Source organism: Streptomyces sp. NPDC050508 (genome assembly GCF_040655155.1).
Taxonomy (GTDB): domain Bacteria; phylum Actinomycetota; class Actinomycetes; order Streptomycetales; family Streptomycetaceae; genus Streptomyces.
In genome coordinates this window covers 185,009-203,315 of sequence record NZ_JBFAJJ010000016.1, presented here as the reverse complement: position 1 = coordinate 203,315, position 18,307 = coordinate 185,009, and the positions used below count along the sequence as shown (strand labels likewise).

Genomic DNA, 18,307 nt, shown 5'->3' with positions numbered 1-18,307 from the left:
ATACCGTTGCCGGGAACGATCTACCTGGCTAGGTTCGCCGCATGGCTGATGACGAACCCACGCGGGCCGCACGCCTGCTCGATGCCCAGGCCAAGGCCGCACTGCTCTTCACGGAGATCGAGGAGCGCGGGCTCGTGGCGCCCGGCGAGGGGGAGCGGGCGGTCAGCGACCGGGTGCGCGACCTCGCGAACGAGATGTTCGGCACGACCCGGCACTGGCACAAGCGGATCGTGCGCTCGGGACCGAACACGCTCAAGCCGTACAAGGAGAACCCGCCGGACCGGGTGATCGGCGCGGACGACATCGTGTTCGCCGACTTCGGGCCGATCTTCGAGGAGTACGAGGCCGACTTCGGCCGGACCTTCGTCCTCGGCGACGACCCGGTCAAGCACCGACTGCGCGACGACCTGCCCAAGATGTTCGCGGCCGGGAAGAGCTTCTTCGAGAACACCCCGGACATCACCGGCGAACGCCTCTACGCCGAGGTCGCAGGCCTTGCCGACAAGGCGGGTTGGGAACTGGGCGGCTGGCACGCCGGGCATCTGGTCGGTGAGTTCCCGCACGAGACGATCGAGGGCGCTCACGTCGAGTCGTACGTCGCCCCCGACAACGCCACCCCCATGCGCCGCACCGACAAGACCGGCCGCACCTGCCACTGGATCCTGGAGATCCATCTGATCGACCGCGAGCGCGGGTTCGGCGGCTTCTACGAGGAACTGCTCACCCTCTGACCCTGTCGGCGACCGTGTTCCGAAATTGACCGGGATTCCACGGGACCTGCCGCGATAGTTGATCCATGGGGACTGTGGAGGCGCTGTACCGGTATCCGGTGAAGTCGATGCTGGGGGAGGCCGTGAGCGCCGTGGCGGTCACGGAAAGTGGGCTGTCCGGGGACCGGGTGTACGCCGTCCTCGACGGTACGGGCGCGGTGGGCAGCGCCAAACACCCGCGCAAATGGGGTGAGTTGCTGCGCTGCCGGAGCCGGCTGGACGACTCCGGCGTGGTCCGGGTCGTACTGCCGGACGGCACCGCCCTCCCGGTCGAAGACCCGGACCTGGACGGGGAGTTGTCCAAGCTGATGGGTCGTCAGGTGTTCCTCTCGGCCGTCGTACCGGAGGACAGCAGACTGGAACGCGCCGTACCCGAGTACGACGGTGGTGTCCCGGACGCCGCGCGGGAGTCGGCAACCGTCGACGTCACCGGGGAGAGCATCACGACGGGCGGTGTCGCCCCGGGGACGTTCTTCGACTTCGGCCGGGTCCATCTCGTCACCACGGCCGCCCTGGAGCGGATGCGCACCGTATGTCCGGCGGGGGACTTCGACGCCCGCCGCTTCCGGCCGAACCTGGTCGTGAACACCCCTGGAGGGCCGGGCTTTCCGGAGGACGCCTGGGTGGGGTCACACCTGCGGGTGGGGGAGGCGCTGTTCCGGGTCCTGGTGCCCACACCGCGCTGTGTGGTCCCCACCCTCGGCCATGACGAACTGCCGCCGGACCCCGGCATCATGCGCGCGGTCGCCCGGGAGCACCGCATACCGGTCTTCGACCTGGGCCGACTGGCGTGCGTCGGCGTGTACCTGGACGTCCTGGAGGCAGGGACGGTCCGGGTGGGCGACCCGATCGCGTTGGAGGAGGCTGCCTAATGCTGTTCTCAAGCCACGAGACGAAGAGGCGGCCGGGCCCGGTAGGGCTGGCGATCGCGCCGGATGGTGTAGAGGACGTTCACCTTGCGTCGGGCCAGGGCGATCAGGCCTGATGGTGCCGCTTGCCCTCCGATCGTCTGCGGTCGTAGAAGGTCCGCGAGGTGACATCGCGCTGGATCGAGCAGAACGCGGCCTGGTGGAAGACCCGTTCGAGGGCCTTGCCGTCGCCGGTCTGATCCTGGACCACTTGACCACCGACTTCCACGGCGTGCGTATCTCCGCGTCGGGGCGAGTGCTCGCGCGGTTGTGCGCGTGGGGAGCGGGGTGTGGTGCGGGCGGGGCACCAGGCGGGAGCCGCCTGCCTGGTGCCCCGCCGGGAGCGGGGGAGATGCCGTAGCCGGTCGGTGTCAGCGTTTGTCGCCGGCGAAGGGCCTGCGGGTGACGGTTGCGCGGATGGTGGTCTGGGAGTGGCGTTCGACGGTGGGGTTGGCGGAGCCGCCGTCGGGCTCGCCCCAGACCAGTTCGACCTGCTGTCCGTAGTGGACGTCGTCGTCGACCATGACGACGGAGATCCAGCCGCGGACGTTGGAGGTGTAGCTGCACAGCGTCGAGATGCCGACGAGCCGGCCGTTGCTCTCGACGCGGTCGAACTGGGAGGCGGCGTAGAAGGCGGCGGGCATCTCGATGTGCTTGAAGCGCCGGTCGCCCTGTTCGTACTGGGAGGCGAAGACGCGGGCGACGTCGTCGCGGTGCCAGGCGAGCCATGCCTTGCGGCGGTGCTTCTCGCCCTTCAGGCGCTCCAGGGCCTCGCGGCCGATGAAGTCGTGGTCGAACTTGAGGATGTGTCCGTAGCCGAGGTCCCAGGGGGTGACGTAGTAGTCCTCGACGCGGTCGGAGGCGAAGCTGCCGCCGAGGGAGAGGTTGGCCTCGAAGGTCCTGACGCCGAGCCATTCGCGGTAGGTCTTCATGCTGTCGCCCGAGTACACGGCGGGGACGGTGTTGGCGATCCAGCCGGACTCGGTGGCCACGGAAGCGTAGGCGCGGGCGCCGATCTGACGGACTCCGAAGGGCTCGCCGGCTTCCAGGATGGCGTCGCGGACGTCGTCGATGTGTTCGTAGGGGCCGAAGAACTCCAGCCCGGGGAAGCCCGACATACGGTGGTTGAGGGCGGTGACCTCGTGCTTGCCGATGCTGAACTTGCCCATGCTGAAGAACGGGATGTCGGGCATGGGGCCGCCGTTGACGTTCTCGAAGATCGCCGAGGCATGCGGGCCCTGGAGCTGGAGTCGGAAGAACTCGCGGCCGTTGGGATTCTGCGCGGTGCGCTCGTCGCGGCGCAGGGTGACGTCGTAGCCGCCGGTCTCGGCATGGAACTGGACCCAGTTGAGGGCCGGCGGGCGGCCGACGAGGCGGACGTGGTTGTCGGCGAGGCAGAAGAGGATGCAGTCGCCGATCATGTAGCCGTCCTGGTTGACCGCGATGAACTGCTTGGCCTTCATCGGGCCGAAGCCCTGGAAGGTGTTGGCGCCGACGTCGGCCAACAGCCGGTAGCAGTCGGGTCCTTGGACGGTGAGGTCGGTCATGTGGTGGGACAGGTCCATCAGGGCCGCCGAGTTGCGCCAACTCTCCTGCTCGTCACGCCAGTTGGTGAACTCGGCCTTGATCGGGAACGGGTAGGCACCGGAACGGCCGCTGCGCAGCAGGCCCAACGGGCCTCCGGCCGCCTGGAGTTGGTCTTCGAGGTGTGCCATCGGTTTCTCCATGTCGTCGCGATGCGTAGGTGAGGCGGTGGCAAGGGCGTTGGAGCCGGCCGTTGTGGCGGCGGGGCGAAGCCGTTTGCGGCGCCTGGCGTCGTGAGTGACCCGGCTCGGGGTGTCACGGCTGATGGGTACAGCACGTACGGGCGGGCACGCCGAAGGAGGGGGAAGTCTCCGTCGGCGATGTGAACTGTACGGTACGGTACACTCGTGGTGTGCTCAAGAGCCGGGGCGCGGATTTTCCTGAGGGTTCATGAGGGGGCCCGGACTGTTTCGTCCCCGGGGCGGATGGCGTCGCGCGGGAGTCCCGACGGGTGCCCTGGACCCCATGCACAACCCGGCGGGCGCTGGTCTTCGCCGAGGCGTTCAGGAGGTCTTCGGCGTCAGTGGAGACAGGGACGTGCGCGGCGTATTCGAGGCACAGGAACCGACGCTGTCGGAACTCATGGTTATAAGGGACTACGACTGACCGTGTCTTGAGGAGTGGCGTCGGCGGCGATCACGGCGGACGCTCTCGGCGGTGAACGCGTGCACGTGAAGCCGAGCCCGGCCGCAGGCCCGGAGGTAGTGCCCGCCTGTGCCGGCGAGGGCGTAGGGCCTCCGGTCGGTGTAGTCACACGACGCCGTTTCCATGATCACCGCGGGTGAGGCGCGTACCTCCTGGGAGACGACGTGCGGTGCACGGTCACGATGCGGAGCTCCGCCCCGTCAGACCGACTCACGAACGACGACCCGTGCGGGCGGGGGCTCCAGACCACTGGTGTCGAGCCCCAGGGCGAGCCGGGCGCTGAGCCGGCCGTGGGCCTCGCCGTCGACGTTGATCGTGGTCAGGGAGGGGATGACATGCTCGCCGTAGCCGTTGTCGTCGAAGCCGATCACAGCCGTGTCGTCCGGCACGCGCCGGCCCAGGTCGCGCAGGGCGGTGAGGACACGCAGGGCCACGTCGTCGTTGAAGCCGGCGATCGCGGTCACCTCGGGGGCTTGAGAGAGGAAGGCGCTGACGGCGTCGGCGCAGGCGGACCGATCATGAGGGGCGATGAAGGACACCGGAGTGGGGATGCCCAGGTTCCGCGCAGCGTGCCCGGTGAAGCGCAGGCGGGTCGCGGCGAGCGGTGACTCGGTGTCCGGCAGTGCCACGGCGATGCGGGTATGGCCGTGGTCGACGAGGTGACGGAGCTGGAGGGCGGTGTGGGCGGCGAGACCGTTACGCCAGCCGCCTCCCATGTCGTCGAGTGCGTGACCGGTGAGGTACGTCTCGCCGAAGCGGATCACCGCGCGGGGGACGATGACGTCGAGGACCTGCTGTGTGGACTGTTCGGTGTGGTGGCCGTGCCGGACCAGGAGGACATGGTCGTGGGCGGCCAGTTCTGCGTCGAGTCCGTGGATGTAGCTGCGGGAGTACGCGCCTTCCATGCCCGCGTCGATGTTCAGGACGACCACCCGGGAGGTCCCTTCGCGCAGGGCTCTCGCCACACCGTGCGGAACGTAGCCGAGCGTCCGGGCCGCCTCCTTCACCCGGTCGCGGGTGGCGGCCGAGATGGTCTGGTGAGGGTCGTCGTTGAGGACGAAGCTGACGGTGGCGCGAGAGACACCGCTCGCCGCGGCCACGTCGTTCAGCGTGACTCTTCTGGACGTCCCCATCACCCCTGCTCCGACGTTGTCGTGCACACCTGAGTCCCAGCGACACGGCGTTGACTCATTGTAAGGAAGTCGACGGGAGCCGAAGCACTGGCGGATACGGGACGCCGAGTGCACCGGTTCTGCCGGATCGAATTGCCTTGCTTCGTACGGCACTGAACCGTACGGTACGGCGCGGCGGGGATCAGGACCTTGAAGCGGGCTCGTACCGCGAGTTCCGCGTCCCTCTGTGCCCTCGCGTCGTCGCGCCGAGCCGTCTTAAAAGGACGGGCGAGAGGCGGTACGCCGCGGCGCCATCGGAAGGCCGGCCGTGGCTCCTCCGTCGGTCATCCCCGACGATCACCGTCGGCCGAAGGCCAGTTGACTACCGGCTCGGCTCCCCGGACGGGCTCCAGCCAGTCGGCTGCCCATCGGCTCACCGTCATCTCTCAAGACAGGACGTCGACCCCATGACCTCGAATCCGACACATCACGCACATCGCGCGCATCACACGCATCAAGGCCCCATCCGTCCGTATGTCGTCATCGGTGACACCCACCTGGCCGGCCGGGTGTGCAGTGCCCTTCACACCTCGTCCGACGCGGTGCGGCACCTCCCGCGTCCACGTGACCCCGAACTGCGCGCGGCGCTGGCCCTGCGGCCGGCGGGCGTGGCCGTACTGCTCCACGACGACGTCGCGGCCCTGCGCTACGCGCTGGCCGTCGCGCACGTCGCGCCCGACGTACCTCTGATCGTCACCATCTTCGATCGCACCATCGCCGACGAGCTCTCCCGCCTCCTGCCTCAGTGCGACGTCACCTCGCCGGCCGACCTCGCGGCGCCGTCACTGGCCGGCCCATGCCTGGACCCTTCCTTCGTCGCCGCCCGCCGACGCGGAGGGTGTGTCCAGGTCGTCCGAGAGTGCGACGGCGTCCTGGAAGCCGAGGAATCGGCCCTGCCGGGGCAGTGGCGTCGCCGGTACCGCAGAAGGTGGGTCGGGTTGCAGCTGCGCTCCCACGATCCGGGCACCCGGCTGCTCGTCCTGGGCCTGCTCGCGATGCTCGTCGTCCTCGCCGCTGACTGGGTGTGGCTCACGGCGGCCGGTCATCGCCCGTCCGAGGCGCTGTTCGAGGCCGCCCGGGTCGTGGCCGGAGTCGGTCCGGCCGCCGCGCCGCGGGATGCCCACGGCTACCAACTCTTCGCCGTCCTCGCGATGTTGAGCACGGTCGTCTTCACCGCCTTCTTCACCGCGGGAGTGGTCGAGCGGATGCTCGGTCCGCGTCTGATCGGGCTGATCGGTCCACGCACCCTGCCCCGCGCGGGGCACGTCATCGTGGTGGGAATGGGCCAGGTCGGCATGCGGCTCTGCGTCGAGCTGCAAGGACTCGGCATCCCCGTCGTGGGCGTCGAACGCGACCCGCGGGCCGCCACCGCGCGGCTGGCGCGCACCCTCGGCATTCCCGTCATGGACGGTCACGGCGGCGACCGCCATGTGCTGGAACGGCTGCGTCTCGGTCACGCCCGGGCGCTGGCCGCCGTCGGATCCGACGACCTGGACAACGTGGCTGTGGCCCTCGCCGCCCACGGGGTCGCGCCGCACATCCGCGTGGTGATGCGTGCGGGGGAGGACGACGCCATCGCTGAGACGCGCTCGCTGCTGCCCATGGGGGTGGTCTGTGACATCACCGGTCTGGCCGCCGGTTATGTGGTCGCTCGGCTGCGTGCCGAGCCGGTCGGCGACGTGGTCGCCCATCGCGACGAGATCCGGTTGCGGGACACGTCCGGCGTCTGGCGCCGTAGCGCTCTGGTCGGTCACGACCGCTGCGCCCACGTCGAGGGGCGGCGTCGGATGACGGGCGACGAAATTGAACCGCCAAGGACTAGAACGATTTAGCGGTCCGTTGTAACGTGTTCGCTATATCGATTTAGCTTTTCCAGCTCGCAGGGCGGACGCCCGCAGTGGAGGAGGTCGTTCGACCGATGATCGACATGCGATGCGCGTTCGCGCAACCACCCCCGAGAGGCCCGGCGGGGCTCCCGCAGCCCGGCCGATGTCTGGTGATGGGCATCCTGAACGTGACTCCCGACTCGTTCTCCGACGGTGGCAGATACGCCGAGACCGGACGGGCCGTGGAACAGGGCCTGCGGCTCGCCGAGGAGGGCGCGGACCTGGTCGACGTGGGCGGCGAATCCACCCGGCCGGGAGCCGAACCCGTCCCGGTGGAGGCGGAGTTGGCCCGCGTGGTGCCCGTCGTGCGGGAACTGGTGCGCGCGGAGGTGGCCGTCAGTGTGGACACCATGCACGCGGCGGTCGCCCGCGCCACGATCGAGGCCGGCGCGTGTCTGGTCAACGACGTCAGCGGCGGGCTGGCGGATCCCGCCATGGCCGCCGTCGTCGCGGAGGCCGGGGTGCCGTATGTGGCGATGCACTGGCGTGCGCCCGGTCGCGAGATGGACCGTCACGCGGTCTACGGCGACGTTGTCGGCGAGGTGGCCTCCGAACTGTTGCGCCGCGTGGAGGCGCTCACCGCGGCCGGAATCGATGCGGGGCGCATCATCATTGATCCCGGACTCGGGTTCGCCAAGCGCGCCACCCACGACTGGGAACTGCTCACGCATCTGCCCGCCCTGCTGGCCACCGGTTTTCCCGTGCTGGTGGGGGCGTCCAGGAAGCGTTTCATCGGTGCCGCGTTGAGCGATCGGGCGGGGATCGACTCCGTGCCCGGCGACCGTGACGCGGCGACGACGGCGGTGTCCGCGCTGGCCGCCGCAGCGGGCGCGTTCTGTGTGCGCGTGCACGACGTCCGCTCCAGCCTGCACGCGGTGTGTGTGGCCGCCGCCTGGGCGGGCGATCGCCAGGTCTCGGCGCCGGAGACCGTCGTGCGGAGCCGGTGCGGAAAGGCGCTGCACGAGTCTCGCCAAGCTCCAAACCCGTCTGCTAACTTGCGCTAGATCGTTCTAGCGATCCCCCTTTCCCTTCCCGAAGTTGACCCGATCACCATGTGACGAGCCGCGTCACTAGATCGATCTAGCACTTCAGGGAGATGGCTTTGAGAGGAGCCGCAATGGCAATCCCCAGTCTTCAGGACGGCATCGACAAGGCCGGTTCGCCCATCGGTCTGCTGTGGCAGCCGAACGCCGAGCCGTGGACCCCGGAAGTGGTCGAGCGGGAGTACGTCGGCTGGCGTCAGGAGCAGGCGGCCTGGCACGAGGGCGTCGCACTGCTCAACCTCTCGCACCACATGTACGACCTGTGGATCGAGGGCCCGGACGCCACCCGTGTGCTGGCCGAGTACGGCGCCAACAACTTCGAGAAGTTCGCGATCGGCCAGGCCAAGCAGTACGTACCGGTCACCCGGGACGGCAAGATCGTCACCGACGGCATCCTCGCCCGGCGCGCCGAGAACAAGTACCTCCTCAGCGGTGTCCCCGCCGCCCAGCACTGGGTGCAGTACCACGCGGAGAAGGGCGGTTACGACGTCGCCTTCGAGACCGACACGTCCTCCGCCTTCCGCCCCGGCGGCGGTGACCCCAAGCTGTTCCGCTACCAGATTCAGGGCCCGCTGGCGCTGGAGCTGATCGAGAAGGTCTTCGGCGGCCCGCTGCCGGAGACCAAGTTCTTCCACTCCACGCCGGTCACCCTGGACGGCCGCTCCTTCGAGGCGCTGCGCCACGGCATGGCGGGGCAGGCCGGCTACGAGTTCATCGGTCCGTGGGAGCACGCGGCGTACGTGCACGAGGCGTTCCTCAAGGCAGGCGAACCGCTGGGGCTGGTCCAGGTCGGTGCGCTGGCGTACACGACGCCGAGTGTGGAGAGCGGCTGGATCCCCTCGCCGGTCCCGGGCATCTACGTGGACCCCGAACTCGCGGAATACCGCGCCTGGTTGCCCCTGTTCGGCATTGAGGGGAAGCGTCCCCTCAACGGCAGCTACTTCTCGGAGGACATCGCCGACTACTACGTCTCCCCGTACGAGCTGGGCTACGGCAAGCTGATCCACTTCGGGCACGACTTCCACGGCCGTGACGCCCTCCTCAAGGCCAAGGACGAGCCCCGCCGCACCAAGGTCACCCTGGTGTTCGACGCCGACGACGTGCGCCGGGTCGTCGGCGGGGGAGAGGATCCCGGCTTCGTCCTCACCTACGCCCGCCATCGGGTGGAAACCTCGGCCGGTCTGGTCGGTACGACCATGCAGACCGCGTCGATCGACCCCGTCGGCACCGTCCTGGCGCAGACGCTGATCGACTCCGCGCACGCCGAGCCCGGCACCGAGGTGACCGTGGTCTGGGGCGAGCACCCGGGCCCGGGTGCCGACCCCGAGGCCGACCTCGGGTTCCCGCGCATCCGCGCCACGGTTCAGGCCAGCCCGTTCGACCGGCACGCGCGCACCGAGTACCGGCGTAACGCGTAGCGCTCCGCGGGGGGCCGGTGCGTCGTCTGCGGGTCCGTCGTGGCTGGTCGCGCAGTTCCCCGCGCCCCTGCGGGGCGCGCACCGTGCACGGCCGGTGGCCGGAGGCAGCGTCACGCGTCCGGCCACCCTCTGCCCCTCGCCCTGCCCGTTTCCCCCTTCCCCGGGCCGAGAGCCCCACCCTTCCCTATCGACAAGGAGCACGATGAACCCCCTCAGCACAGCCTCGGCGGCGGTGAGCACATCGCTGCTGGAGGACTTCTCCCTGGAGATGACAGGCAAGGACGTCCCCAAGCTGGAAGAGGCCCGGGACTCCATCCCGCAGGGCACCCGCATCAACGTCACCTTCCTCGGCAACGAGAACCTGGAGATGCGTCTGGAGGCGTCCCGGGCGGTGAAGCGCCTCGGCTTCGTGCCGGTGCCGCACATCTCCGCCCGACGCCTCGGCTCGCGGGCCGAGTTCGAGGAGTTCCTCGCCGCCCTGCGGGCCGACGGCACCGGCGCCAACGTCTTCACCGTCGGCGGCGACCCCACCCGCCCCGAGGGCCCCTACGAGGACTCGCTCGCCCTGATCGAGACGGGACTGCTGGGGGAGTACGGCGTCCGGCACGTCAGCATCAGCGGCTACCCCGAAGGCCACCCGGACATCGCCGGGGACGCGCTGTGGTCCGCGCTGCGCGAGAAGAACGCGTCCATCGCCGGGCAGGAACTCGACGGCAGCGTCATCACGCAGTTCGGCTTCGACGTGGACCCCGTCCTGGCCTGGCTGGAGAAGGTCCGCGGGCAGGGCATCACCCTTCCCGTCCGGATCGGCGTCCCCGGCCCAGCCGGCGTGCGGCGCCTGATGTCCTACGCCACCCGGTTCGGCGTCGGCACCAGCGCCTCCATCGCCAAGAAATACGGCCTGTCCATCACCAACCTGATGGGCACCGCAGGCCCCGACAAGTTCCTGCGGGCGCTCGCCGACGGCCACGACCCGGCCCGCCACGGAGACATAAAGATCCACTTCTACACCTTCGGCGGCCTGCGGGCCACATCCGAATGGATCGCACAGTTCAGGAAGGACAACCTCGTATGACCGTCACGCAGGCCGCCCCCACCCGCACCGCCCAGAAGACCGGGGGAGCGGGGCACCAGGCCTCGCTGATCGTCCAGGGCGCCGACGCCACCGGCATCGTGGCGGCCGTGACCTCGGTCCTCGGCCGGCACGGAGCCAACATCGTCTCCCTCGACCAGTATTCCGACAACCCGCAGGGCGGCGCCTTCTTCCAGCGCACCGTCTTCGGACTGGACGGCCTGCGGGCCGAACTGCCCGGCCTGCGCGCCGACTTCGACAAGGAGTTGGTGAAGCCGTACGGCCTCTCCTACACGCTGCGTGACCTGTCGGTGCCGAAGCGGGTGGCGATCTTCGCCTCGAAGTCCGACCACTGCCTGCTCGACCTGCTCTGGCGCCACCGGCAGGGTCAACTCCCCGTCAGCATCGCCATGGTGATCTCCAATCACCCGGACACGGCCGAGGAGGTACGGTCGTTCGGCATCCCCTTCTTCCACGTGCCGTCCATGGGCGCGGACAAGTCGGCGGCCGAGGCGGAGCACCTGAGGCTGCTCAAGGACAACGTCGACTTCGTCGTCCTCGCCCGCTACATGCAGATCCTCTCCGGCGACTTCATCGAGCGGGTCGGCGTGCCGATCATCAACATCCACCACTCCTTCCTGCCCGCCTTCATCGGCGCCGGCCCGTACGCCAAGGCCAAGGAGCGCGGCGTGAAGCTGGTCGGTGCCACCGCCCACTACGTCACCGAGGACCTCGACGAGGGCCCGATCATCGAGCAGGACGTCGTGCGCGTCAGCCACGCCCACACCGCCGGCGACCTCACCCGTCGCGGCGCCGACGTCGAACGCGCCGTACTGTCCCGCGCGGTGCTGTGGCACGCCGAGGACCGGGTCATACGCAACGGCAAGCACACCATCGTCTTCGCCTGAACCGCGTATCGGCCCAACGCCCCTGCAGGGAACGGTGGTTGTGTCGCCCCTGGTTACCGGGGGGCGGTGGACACGGCAGGGCCCCCATCCGACGCGCGGTCCCGGTGCCGTACATCTACACATCCGCGGTCGGCCCGCCGCGACCTCGGCAGGCAGTTCTCTTGACCGGGTGAAGCGTTCACCAGCAGAAAGCGGTTCGCCATCATGACAACCACCATCGACGGGGCCCGGATCGCCCGTGACATCCGGGCCCGGGTCGCCGAACGGGTCGCCGAGACCGCGGCCCTGGGACGGGTGCCCGGTCTGGCGACCATCCTGGTCGGCGACGACCCGGCCAGCGCCGTCTACGTCGCCGCCAAACGCCGCGCCATCCGCGAGGCCGGCATGCGTGATTTCCACCGACACCTCTCCCGGCACGCTTCCGGGGACGAAGTCGCCGCGGTCATCGACGAGTTGGCGGCCGACCCGGACGTCTCCGGCATCCTCCTCCAACTGCCCCTGCCCGCCCGGCTCGATGCCGCGACCCTGATCGACCGGATTCCCGCTGCCAAGGACGTCGACGGACTGACCACGGCCAGCGCCGGCCGACTGGCCCGCGGCGAACGAGGACTGCGCCCCTGTACCCCGAGCGGCGTCATCGAACTCCTCGACACCGAGGGCATCGAACTCAGGGGCGCATCCGTCGCTGTCGTCGGCTGGGGCGAACTCGTCGGCCGACCCCTGGCCCAGTTGCTGCTGCGGCGCGGCGCCACCGTCACGGTCGCCCACGAGTTCACCGCCGACCTCGCCGCCGTCACCCGCCCCGCCGACATCGTCGTCGTCGCCACCGGAGTACGGGGACTTGTCGGACCCGAGCACGTCAAGCCCGGCGCCACCGTGATCGACGTCGGCATCCACCGCACCCCCGAGGGCCTGACCGGTGACGTCCGGGCCGCCGAGCTCGACGGCATCGCCAGCCGCATCACGCCCGTACCGGGTGGGGTCGGCCCGATGACCATCGCCATGCTGATGGTCAACACCCTCCGGGCGGCCGAGTGGAACGCCGTGCCCAAGACCGTGCCCGTATAAGCGAGTTGGGCGGTCGGCGCCAAGGGCGGTGCTGCGTGTCCGCGCTGTTCGTCCGTGCTCAGGAAAGGTGCCGGACATGATGCAACTCCCGCCGTCGGCCCGGCTCGGCGGCCGGGTGGCGACCGGACTGGCCGACGTCACCCATGACCCCGCCGCGCTCGACTCCGCGGGTTTCTGGGCCGTCGTGGCCGACTTCGAAGGACGCCTGACCTGCGCCCGCTTTCGTGACGTACGGCCCGCCGCGCAGCACCCCGTCCGAGCTGCCCGATGGGACGGGCCCGCGCCCGGCCTGTGGGCCACTTCGCTGGACCGCGACGCTTACACGCAGGGCGTACGGCGGATCCGCGAGCACATCGCGCGTGGTGAGGTCTACCAGGCCAACCTCTGCCGTGTACTGTCCGCGCCCATCACGGCGGACGTCGACATCGAGGCCCTGGCCGACCGGTTGGCCGCGCGGCACCGGGCCCCGTACGCAGGCTTCATCAGACTGCCGAGCCTCGGACTTGAGGTGGCCTCGGCCTCCCCCGAGCTCTTCCTGCGCCGCGACGGGCGCCTGATCGAGTCGGGCCCCATCAAGGGCACCGGGCGTACCGAGGCGGATCTCCTGGAGAAGGACTACGCCGAGAACGTGATGATCGTCGACCTGGTCCGCAACGACCTCGGGCGCGTGTGCGCCACCGGCAGTGTCACCGTGCCGGACCTGTGCGCGGTGGAACGTCATCCCGGCCTCGTCCACCTGGTCTCCACGGTGCGCGGAGAACTGCGGGACGGAGCAGGATGGCCCGAACTGCTGGCGGCGACCTTCCCGCCGGGATCCGTCACGGGCGCCCCGAAGGAGAGCGCCCTCGGCATCATCACCGCCCTTGAGACCGCGCCGCGCGGACCGTACTGCGGCGGCATCGGCTGGGTCGACGCCGATCGCGGCACCGGCGAACTGGCCGTGGGCATCCGCACGTTCTGGATCGACCGTGCCCGGCAGCGCCTCAACTTCGGCGCCGGAGCGGGCATCACCTGGGACTCGGACCCCGAACGGGAATGGCAGGAAACCGAGTTGAAGGCGGAGAGACTGCTGACCATCGCGTCCAACGGCTCACCCTACGACGCGAAGCCGCACCAACGCCTCGCCGCCCGCCCCGGCGCCTGAGCCCCCGGCGGCTGCGGTGCTTGAGGCCCCGGCTGCTGTGGCGCTTGAGCCCCGGCCTGCTATGGCGCCCGACCTCCGGCCGCTACGGCACCTGACCCCCAGCCCCGGCCGCTGCGCTGCCTGAGGCCCCGCCGCCCCGGCACCCGAGTTACTCGCCCGCCACATCAGGCCCCGGGGCGGTGTGCGGTGTTCCGCAGTCAGCCCCAGACCAGACGCGCCGTCTTCGCGACGAGTTCCAGCTTGCGGCGCTGGTCGTCGACGGTCAGCAGGTTGCCCTGGCTCGTCGAGGCGAAACCGCACTGCGGACTGAGGGCGAGCTGCTCCAGCGGCAGATACTGCGACGCCTCGTCGATGCGCCGCCGCAGCGTATCCACCGACTCCAGCTCCGCCACCTTCGACGACACCAGCCCCAGGACGACGGTCTTGGCGGGCGGCACGAACCGCAGCGGCTCGAAACCGCCGGCGCGCTCCGTGTCGTACTCCAGCAGGAAGCGGTCGACCTCCACCTCGCCGAACACCCGCTCCGCGATGGGCTCGTAGCCGCCCTGGGCGGACCAGGCGCTGCGCATGTTGCCCCGGCAGAAGTGCATGGCCACGGTCATGTCGGGGCGCCTCGAACGGGCGGAACGGATGAGGCCGTTGTCCGTGTCGATGATGTGGGAGAGATGCCCCTCCAGGTCCGTCACCCGGCGCATCCGGGCGGCCTCGGGATCGATGTTGGCCCAGTAGGCCAGCGAGTCGAGCTGCAGCCAGGAGACCCCGGTGTCGATCAGGTCGGCGATGTCCCGCCGGTAGATGTCGGCCAGCGCCGCCACCGCGTCCTGCCGGGTCGGATAGACGCCGTCCGAGATCCCCGGCCGCCAGAAACCCGCCACCATCGTCGGACTGGCCATGGTGATCTTGTACGGCCCCGGTGCGTTCCCGGACAGCCAGCGGGCCTCGGCGAGGGGCAGCGGGGTCCGCCGGTACAGGGGCTCCGTGATGGCCACCGACGCGACGTCGCCTTCCAGTTTGGCGCCGTCGCTGTCGCGGATCCAGCGTGGACGGGACGAGGACTCCTCGGCGGGTGCCAGCCCGCCGACCGTCTCCACCACCGACGCCATGAAGTCGTCCCGGCGCACCTCGCCGTCGGTGAAGACCTGTATCCCGGCGTCCTGTTGCAGCTTCACCGCGGCTGCCGCGGCCTGGTCCTCCAGTTCGGTGAGTTCCTTGTCGGAGAGCGCACCGCGACGGCGTGCGGCGCGTGCCGTCAGCAACTCCTCGGGGCGCAACAGGCTTCCCACATGTTCGGCTCGGATCGTCGTCGGCATCGGCCGTCCCTTCACGCCTGACACTCGGGCGACTGTACGGTACGGTCCAGTACGCTTCGAGGGCAAGACATCTGGCGGCTACGGCGGGCTCCGTGGGGAAGGTTAGACCGGGTCGACGGAAACGCCGTGCAGGAAGACCCGTACCGCCTCGTTGATGGACGCACGGACCTCGGCGTCCGTCAGCTTGACCGGCGCATCCGTCAGCAGCCGCATCTGGGCGTGGCCGAGCATGGCCTGGTAGAGCTGTTCCGCCGCTCGCACCGGGTCCTCGACCTTGATCAGGCCGTCGTCGTGGGCCTGTTGGAGGCAGCGCCCGAGCACCGCGTGACCCGCGTTCGGCCCATGGTCCGCGAAGACCTCGCCGAGCCCGGGAATGCGTACGGCTTCGGAGGTGACCAGGCGGTGCAGGGCGATCGCCTCGGGCGTGAGGACGACACCGGCGAAGTGTTCACCGAGCGCGACCAGCGTTTCGGTGAGGTTCTCGCTGCCCGGCGTGAACGTGTGCAGCGGCTGGGACCACTCGTCGCACAGCGCCTCCACGGACGCGCGGAACAGGGCGCTCTTGTCGGTGAAATAGCGGTAGAGGGTCGCCTTGGAGCCGCCCACCGCCGCCAGGACGTCCTCCATGGAGACACCCGCGTAGCCGCGAGCGATGAACAGCTCACCCGCAGCCCGCGTGATGAGTTGTCGCCGGTCCGTCGCTGTCATCCTCACACCGGCCATGTTAGGTGTCTGCCTGCCGGTCTCGGCGAGCCGGTCATGGACCGCGGCGGCGCAGCAAGGTCGAGATGGTGACCGCTGCCACCAGGACACCTCCGTAGAAGACCGAGGAGACCCACGCTTCCAGGCCCAGCAGTTGGAGCCCGAGGATGCCGGTCGCCAGGAAGTAGATACCGACGAAGGTACCGACCGGGTTGAAGCGTCCGGGCAGGACGATCGCGGTGCCGAGGAAGACCGAGGCGAAGACCGGCAGCAGCAGAGTGTCGGAGGTGGTGGGGTTGTAGCCGCCCAGGGCCGCGACGGAGATGACCGCGCCGACACCGCACAGGGCGCCGGAGGCGACGAAGGAGCCGAAGCGGATCCGGTTGACGCGGATGCCGGAGAGCCGGCTGACCTCTCTGTTGGCTCCGACGAAGCGGATGTGGCGGCCCAGCGGTGTGAACGCCAGCAGATAGGCGAAGCCCGCCACCAGCACTACGCCGTAGTAGAACGAGATCGGCAGCCCGCCCACGGAGTACAACGCGATCTTGCCGAACCCGGTCGGCAGACCGCTGACCGTGTTGAGGTGCGACAGCCACAGGGCGATGCCGCCCAGGAAGGTGCCCATGCCCAGGGTCACCACGATGGTGTTCACCCCGACCACGACGACGAGCAGGCCGTTGACCACGCCGACCACGATCGCGCCCAGGACGGCGACGAACGCCGCCGGCCACACTCCCCACCCGTGCTCCACGACCAGAACGGGCAGGATCGTGGCGGAGAACCCGAAGACCGCCGGGACCGACAGGTCCACGAACTCTCCGACGCAGACGGTGCACAGCAGGGCCATGGTGAGGAACACCAGGGCTTGTTGGGAGCCGAAGATGGTCTGGAAGGTGCCCTTGGTCAGGAACACCCCCGGCTCCGCGGCGGCATACACCGCGATCATGGCCACCCAGATGCCGATCACCGAGTAGCGCGAGGCGAAATGCCCGGCAAAGGCGGAGGCTGATGTCAGCGTCCCGGTTCGCGTCGCCTTCGGCGCGGCGGGGGGTGTGTCGGTGTCTTGCCGGCTGGTGACGTCCATCAGTCTCCCTGCCCCTTTTCTTGAGGTTTTGTGTCGTCGCCGAAGACCGCCTGGACGATGGCGTCCTGTTCCAGTTCGCCGCTCAGTTCCTTGGCGACCAGGCCGTCGCGGAACACCAGCACCCGGTCGCACAGCACGGCGAGGTCGACGGGGTCGATCGAGGCGAGGACGATTCCGCAGCCGTCCCGTGCGGCCTCCCGGATCGCGTCGATGATGTCGTGGCGGGCGCCGACGTCGACAGCCTGTGTCGGTTCGTGCAGCACCAGCAGGTTCGGTGCGCCGGCCAGCCACTTGGCGAGCAGGACCTTCTGCTGGTTGCCGCCGCTCAGTGTGTGGACCGGCGCTTGTGGGTGGGGCGGCCGGATGTCGAGTTTCGCGATCATCGCGGCGGTCTCCTCGGCCTGCCATGCGGAGCCGGTCCGCAGTCGGCTGCCGCGGGCGCGCACGCGTGGCAGTGTCAGGTTGTCCGCCACCGAGAGCTCGGCGGCCACCCCCGCCTCCAGGCGACGCTCGGGTACGAACGCCACCCCCGCGTCCACGAACTCTTCGGTGCATCCACGTCTGCGGTCCAGGGCGAGGTCGCGCCCGTGGACCGACAGCGTGCCGGCGTCGGCCGGGCGTGCGCCCGCCAGCGCCTCGGCCGTCTCGACGAAGCCCGAGCCGATCAGCCCGGTCAGGCCGAGGATCTCGCCGCGCCGGACGTCGAGATCGAGCCCGGTCACCGGGCCGACCGCGAGACCCCGCGCCGAGGCGACGACCTCGTCCTTGACGTGGCTCCCGACCCGCCCGTGCGTCACGAGGTGACGTCCGAGCATCATGCGGGTGAGCGAGACCTCGTCCACCTCGCTCGTGGGCAGGCCTGCCTCAACCACGGCGCCGTCGCGCAGCACGGTGACCCGGTCGGTCGCTTCGACGACCTCTTCCAACTGGTGTGAGATCAGCAGGACCGAGGTGCCCTCGTCGACGAGCGACCGGACCAGCTCGAAGAAACGGGCCCGCGCTGACCTGCCCAGCGCCCGTGTCGACTCGTCGAAGACGATGAGCCCACCTCCCGGGCGGTGGTCCTGCACCGCCCGGGCGATGGCGACCACGGCCCGGTCCTCCGCCGAGAGCTGCCCGACCTTACGGCCGACCTCCAGGGGTCGGTCCAGCCGGGCCAGGACCTGCTCGGTGGCCCGCTGCTCCTCGCGGCGGTTGATGCGCCGCGAGAGCCGGCCTGCCCGGTAGTGCCCCAGCCGCACGTTCTCCCACACCGTCAGGTCGTCCACCAGTCCGCTGTTCTGGTGGACGACCGAGACTCCCGCCGCGCGCTGCTGCATCGGGCGGACGGGCAGCGCCAACTGCTGTCCGTCCACCGCGATGGACGCTCCCGGGTCGGGCGCGTACACGCCCGTGAGGATCTTGACGAGGGTGGACTTCCCGCACCCGTTCTGGCCGACCAGCCCGTGCAGTTCTCCGGGGGTGATCCGCAGATGGACCCCGCGAAGCGCCCGGGTCGAGCCGAACGCCTTGGACAGTTCGGCCACTTCCAGACGATGGCGCGGGGCCGTGTCCGGCGGGTCGGTCCGCGAGCCGGCGCTCACGGTGTGCGCC

The 18,307-nt window shown here is 69.8% G+C and carries 16 protein-coding genes; 9 read left to right on the top strand and 7 right to left on the bottom strand.

Going from position 1 to position 18,307, the window contains the following annotated elements:
- Nucleotides 1-41: 41 nt before the first annotated feature.
- Nucleotides 42-731, top strand: a complete 690-nt coding sequence (locus AB0I69_RS36915; protein ID WP_363100100.1) for a M24 family metallopeptidase — start codon at nt 42-44, stop codon at nt 729-731.
- Between the two features lie 65 nt (nt 732-796).
- A complete protein-coding gene (locus AB0I69_RS36910) occupies nt 797-1,642 on the top strand; it encodes an MOSC N-terminal beta barrel domain-containing protein (protein WP_363100099.1) in 846 nt (281 codons plus the stop codon).
- Nucleotides 1,643-1,745: 103 nt separating this feature from the next.
- Here the strand turns inward: AB0I69_RS36910 and AB0I69_RS36905 are convergent, their stop codons facing one another.
- From AB0I69_RS36905 to AB0I69_RS36895, 3 genes are all read right to left on the bottom strand, one after another.
- Nucleotides 1,746-1,889: a hypothetical protein gene (locus AB0I69_RS36905; protein ID WP_363100098.1), complete on the bottom strand. Its 144-nt coding sequence runs from the start codon at nt 1,887-1,889 to the stop codon at nt 1,746-1,748.
- A 160-nt stretch (nt 1,890-2,049) separates the two neighbouring features.
- Nucleotides 2,050-3,393 (bottom strand): aminomethyl transferase family protein, encoded by a 1,344-nt coding sequence (locus tag AB0I69_RS36900; protein ID WP_363100097.1) that lies wholly within the window; start codon nt 3,391-3,393, stop codon nt 2,050-2,052.
- 714 nt (nt 3,394-4,107) lie between these two features.
- Nucleotides 4,108-5,040, bottom strand: coding sequence for a LacI family DNA-binding transcriptional regulator (locus AB0I69_RS36895; protein ID WP_363100096.1), 933 nt, complete (start codon nt 5,038-5,040; stop codon nt 4,108-4,110).
- A 446-nt stretch (nt 5,041-5,486) separates the two neighbouring features.
- Between AB0I69_RS36895 and AB0I69_RS36890 the strand changes: the two genes are divergently transcribed.
- The 7 genes from AB0I69_RS36890 to AB0I69_RS36860 all read left to right on the top strand — a co-directional run bounded on the left by AB0I69_RS36890 (nt 5,487) and on the right by AB0I69_RS36860 (nt 13,618).
- Nucleotides 5,487-6,911, top strand: coding sequence for an NAD(P)-binding protein (locus AB0I69_RS36890; protein ID WP_363100095.1), 1,425 nt, complete (start codon nt 5,487-5,489; stop codon nt 6,909-6,911).
- Between the two features lie 86 nt (nt 6,912-6,997).
- Complete coding sequence (gene folP, locus AB0I69_RS36885) at nt 6,998-7,969, top strand: dihydropteroate synthase (RefSeq protein ID WP_363100094.1); 972 nt, start codon at nt 6,998-7,000, stop codon at nt 7,967-7,969.
- A gap of 113 nt (nt 7,970-8,082) precedes the next feature.
- A complete protein-coding gene (locus tag AB0I69_RS36880; RefSeq protein ID WP_363100093.1) occupies nt 8,083-9,426 on the top strand; it encodes an aminomethyl transferase family protein in 1,344 nt (447 codons plus the stop codon).
- A 202-nt stretch (nt 9,427-9,628) separates the two neighbouring features.
- Nucleotides 9,629-10,501 carry a methylenetetrahydrofolate reductase gene (locus tag AB0I69_RS36875; RefSeq protein WP_363100092.1) on the top strand — a complete coding sequence of 291 codons (873 nt, stop codon included), beginning with the start codon at nt 9,629-9,631 and terminating at the stop codon, nt 10,499-10,501.
- Nucleotides 10,498-11,406 carry a formyltetrahydrofolate deformylase gene (purU, locus tag AB0I69_RS36870; RefSeq protein WP_363100091.1) on the top strand — a complete coding sequence of 303 codons (909 nt, stop codon included), beginning with the start codon at nt 10,498-10,500 and terminating at the stop codon, nt 11,404-11,406. Before AB0I69_RS36875 ends, purU begins: the two co-directional genes overlap by 4 nt.
- 204 nt (nt 11,407-11,610) lie before the next feature.
- Nucleotides 11,611-12,474 (top strand): bifunctional 5,10-methylenetetrahydrofolate dehydrogenase/5,10-methenyltetrahydrofolate cyclohydrolase, encoded by an 864-nt coding sequence (locus AB0I69_RS36865; protein WP_363100090.1) that lies wholly within the window; start codon nt 11,611-11,613, stop codon nt 12,472-12,474.
- Nucleotides 12,475-12,550: 76 nt separating this feature from the next.
- The gene (locus AB0I69_RS36860; RefSeq protein ID WP_363100089.1) at nt 12,551-13,618 is read left to right on the top strand and encodes a chorismate-binding protein; all 1,068 of its coding nucleotides are present in this window, start codon (nt 12,551-12,553) and stop codon (nt 13,616-13,618) included.
- A gap of 197 nt (nt 13,619-13,815) precedes the next feature.
- Here the strand turns inward: AB0I69_RS36860 and AB0I69_RS36855 are convergent, their stop codons facing one another.
- The 4 genes from AB0I69_RS36855 to AB0I69_RS36840 all read right to left on the bottom strand — a co-directional run bounded on the left by AB0I69_RS36855 (nt 13,816) and on the right by AB0I69_RS36840 (nt 18,297).
- On the bottom strand, nt 13,816-14,928 hold the full coding sequence (locus tag AB0I69_RS36855) for a cobalamin-independent methionine synthase II family protein (RefSeq protein WP_363100088.1): 1,113 nt from the start codon (nt 14,926-14,928) through the stop codon (nt 13,816-13,818).
- Nucleotides 14,929-15,030: 102 nt separating this feature from the next.
- Nucleotides 15,031-15,636, bottom strand: a complete 606-nt coding sequence (locus AB0I69_RS36850; RefSeq protein WP_363100149.1) for a TetR/AcrR family transcriptional regulator — start codon at nt 15,634-15,636, stop codon at nt 15,031-15,033.
- A gap of 49 nt (nt 15,637-15,685) precedes the next feature.
- Nucleotides 15,686-16,714: an ABC transporter permease gene (locus AB0I69_RS36845; RefSeq protein ID WP_363100087.1), complete on the bottom strand. Its 1,029-nt coding sequence runs from the start codon at nt 16,712-16,714 to the stop codon at nt 15,686-15,688.
- Entirely contained in the window at nt 16,714-18,297 is a 1,584-nt protein-coding gene (locus AB0I69_RS36840) for a sugar ABC transporter ATP-binding protein (protein ID WP_363100086.1), read from the bottom strand. Before AB0I69_RS36840 ends, AB0I69_RS36845 begins: the two co-directional genes overlap by 1 nt.
- Nucleotides 18,298-18,307 lie beyond the last annotated feature (10 nt).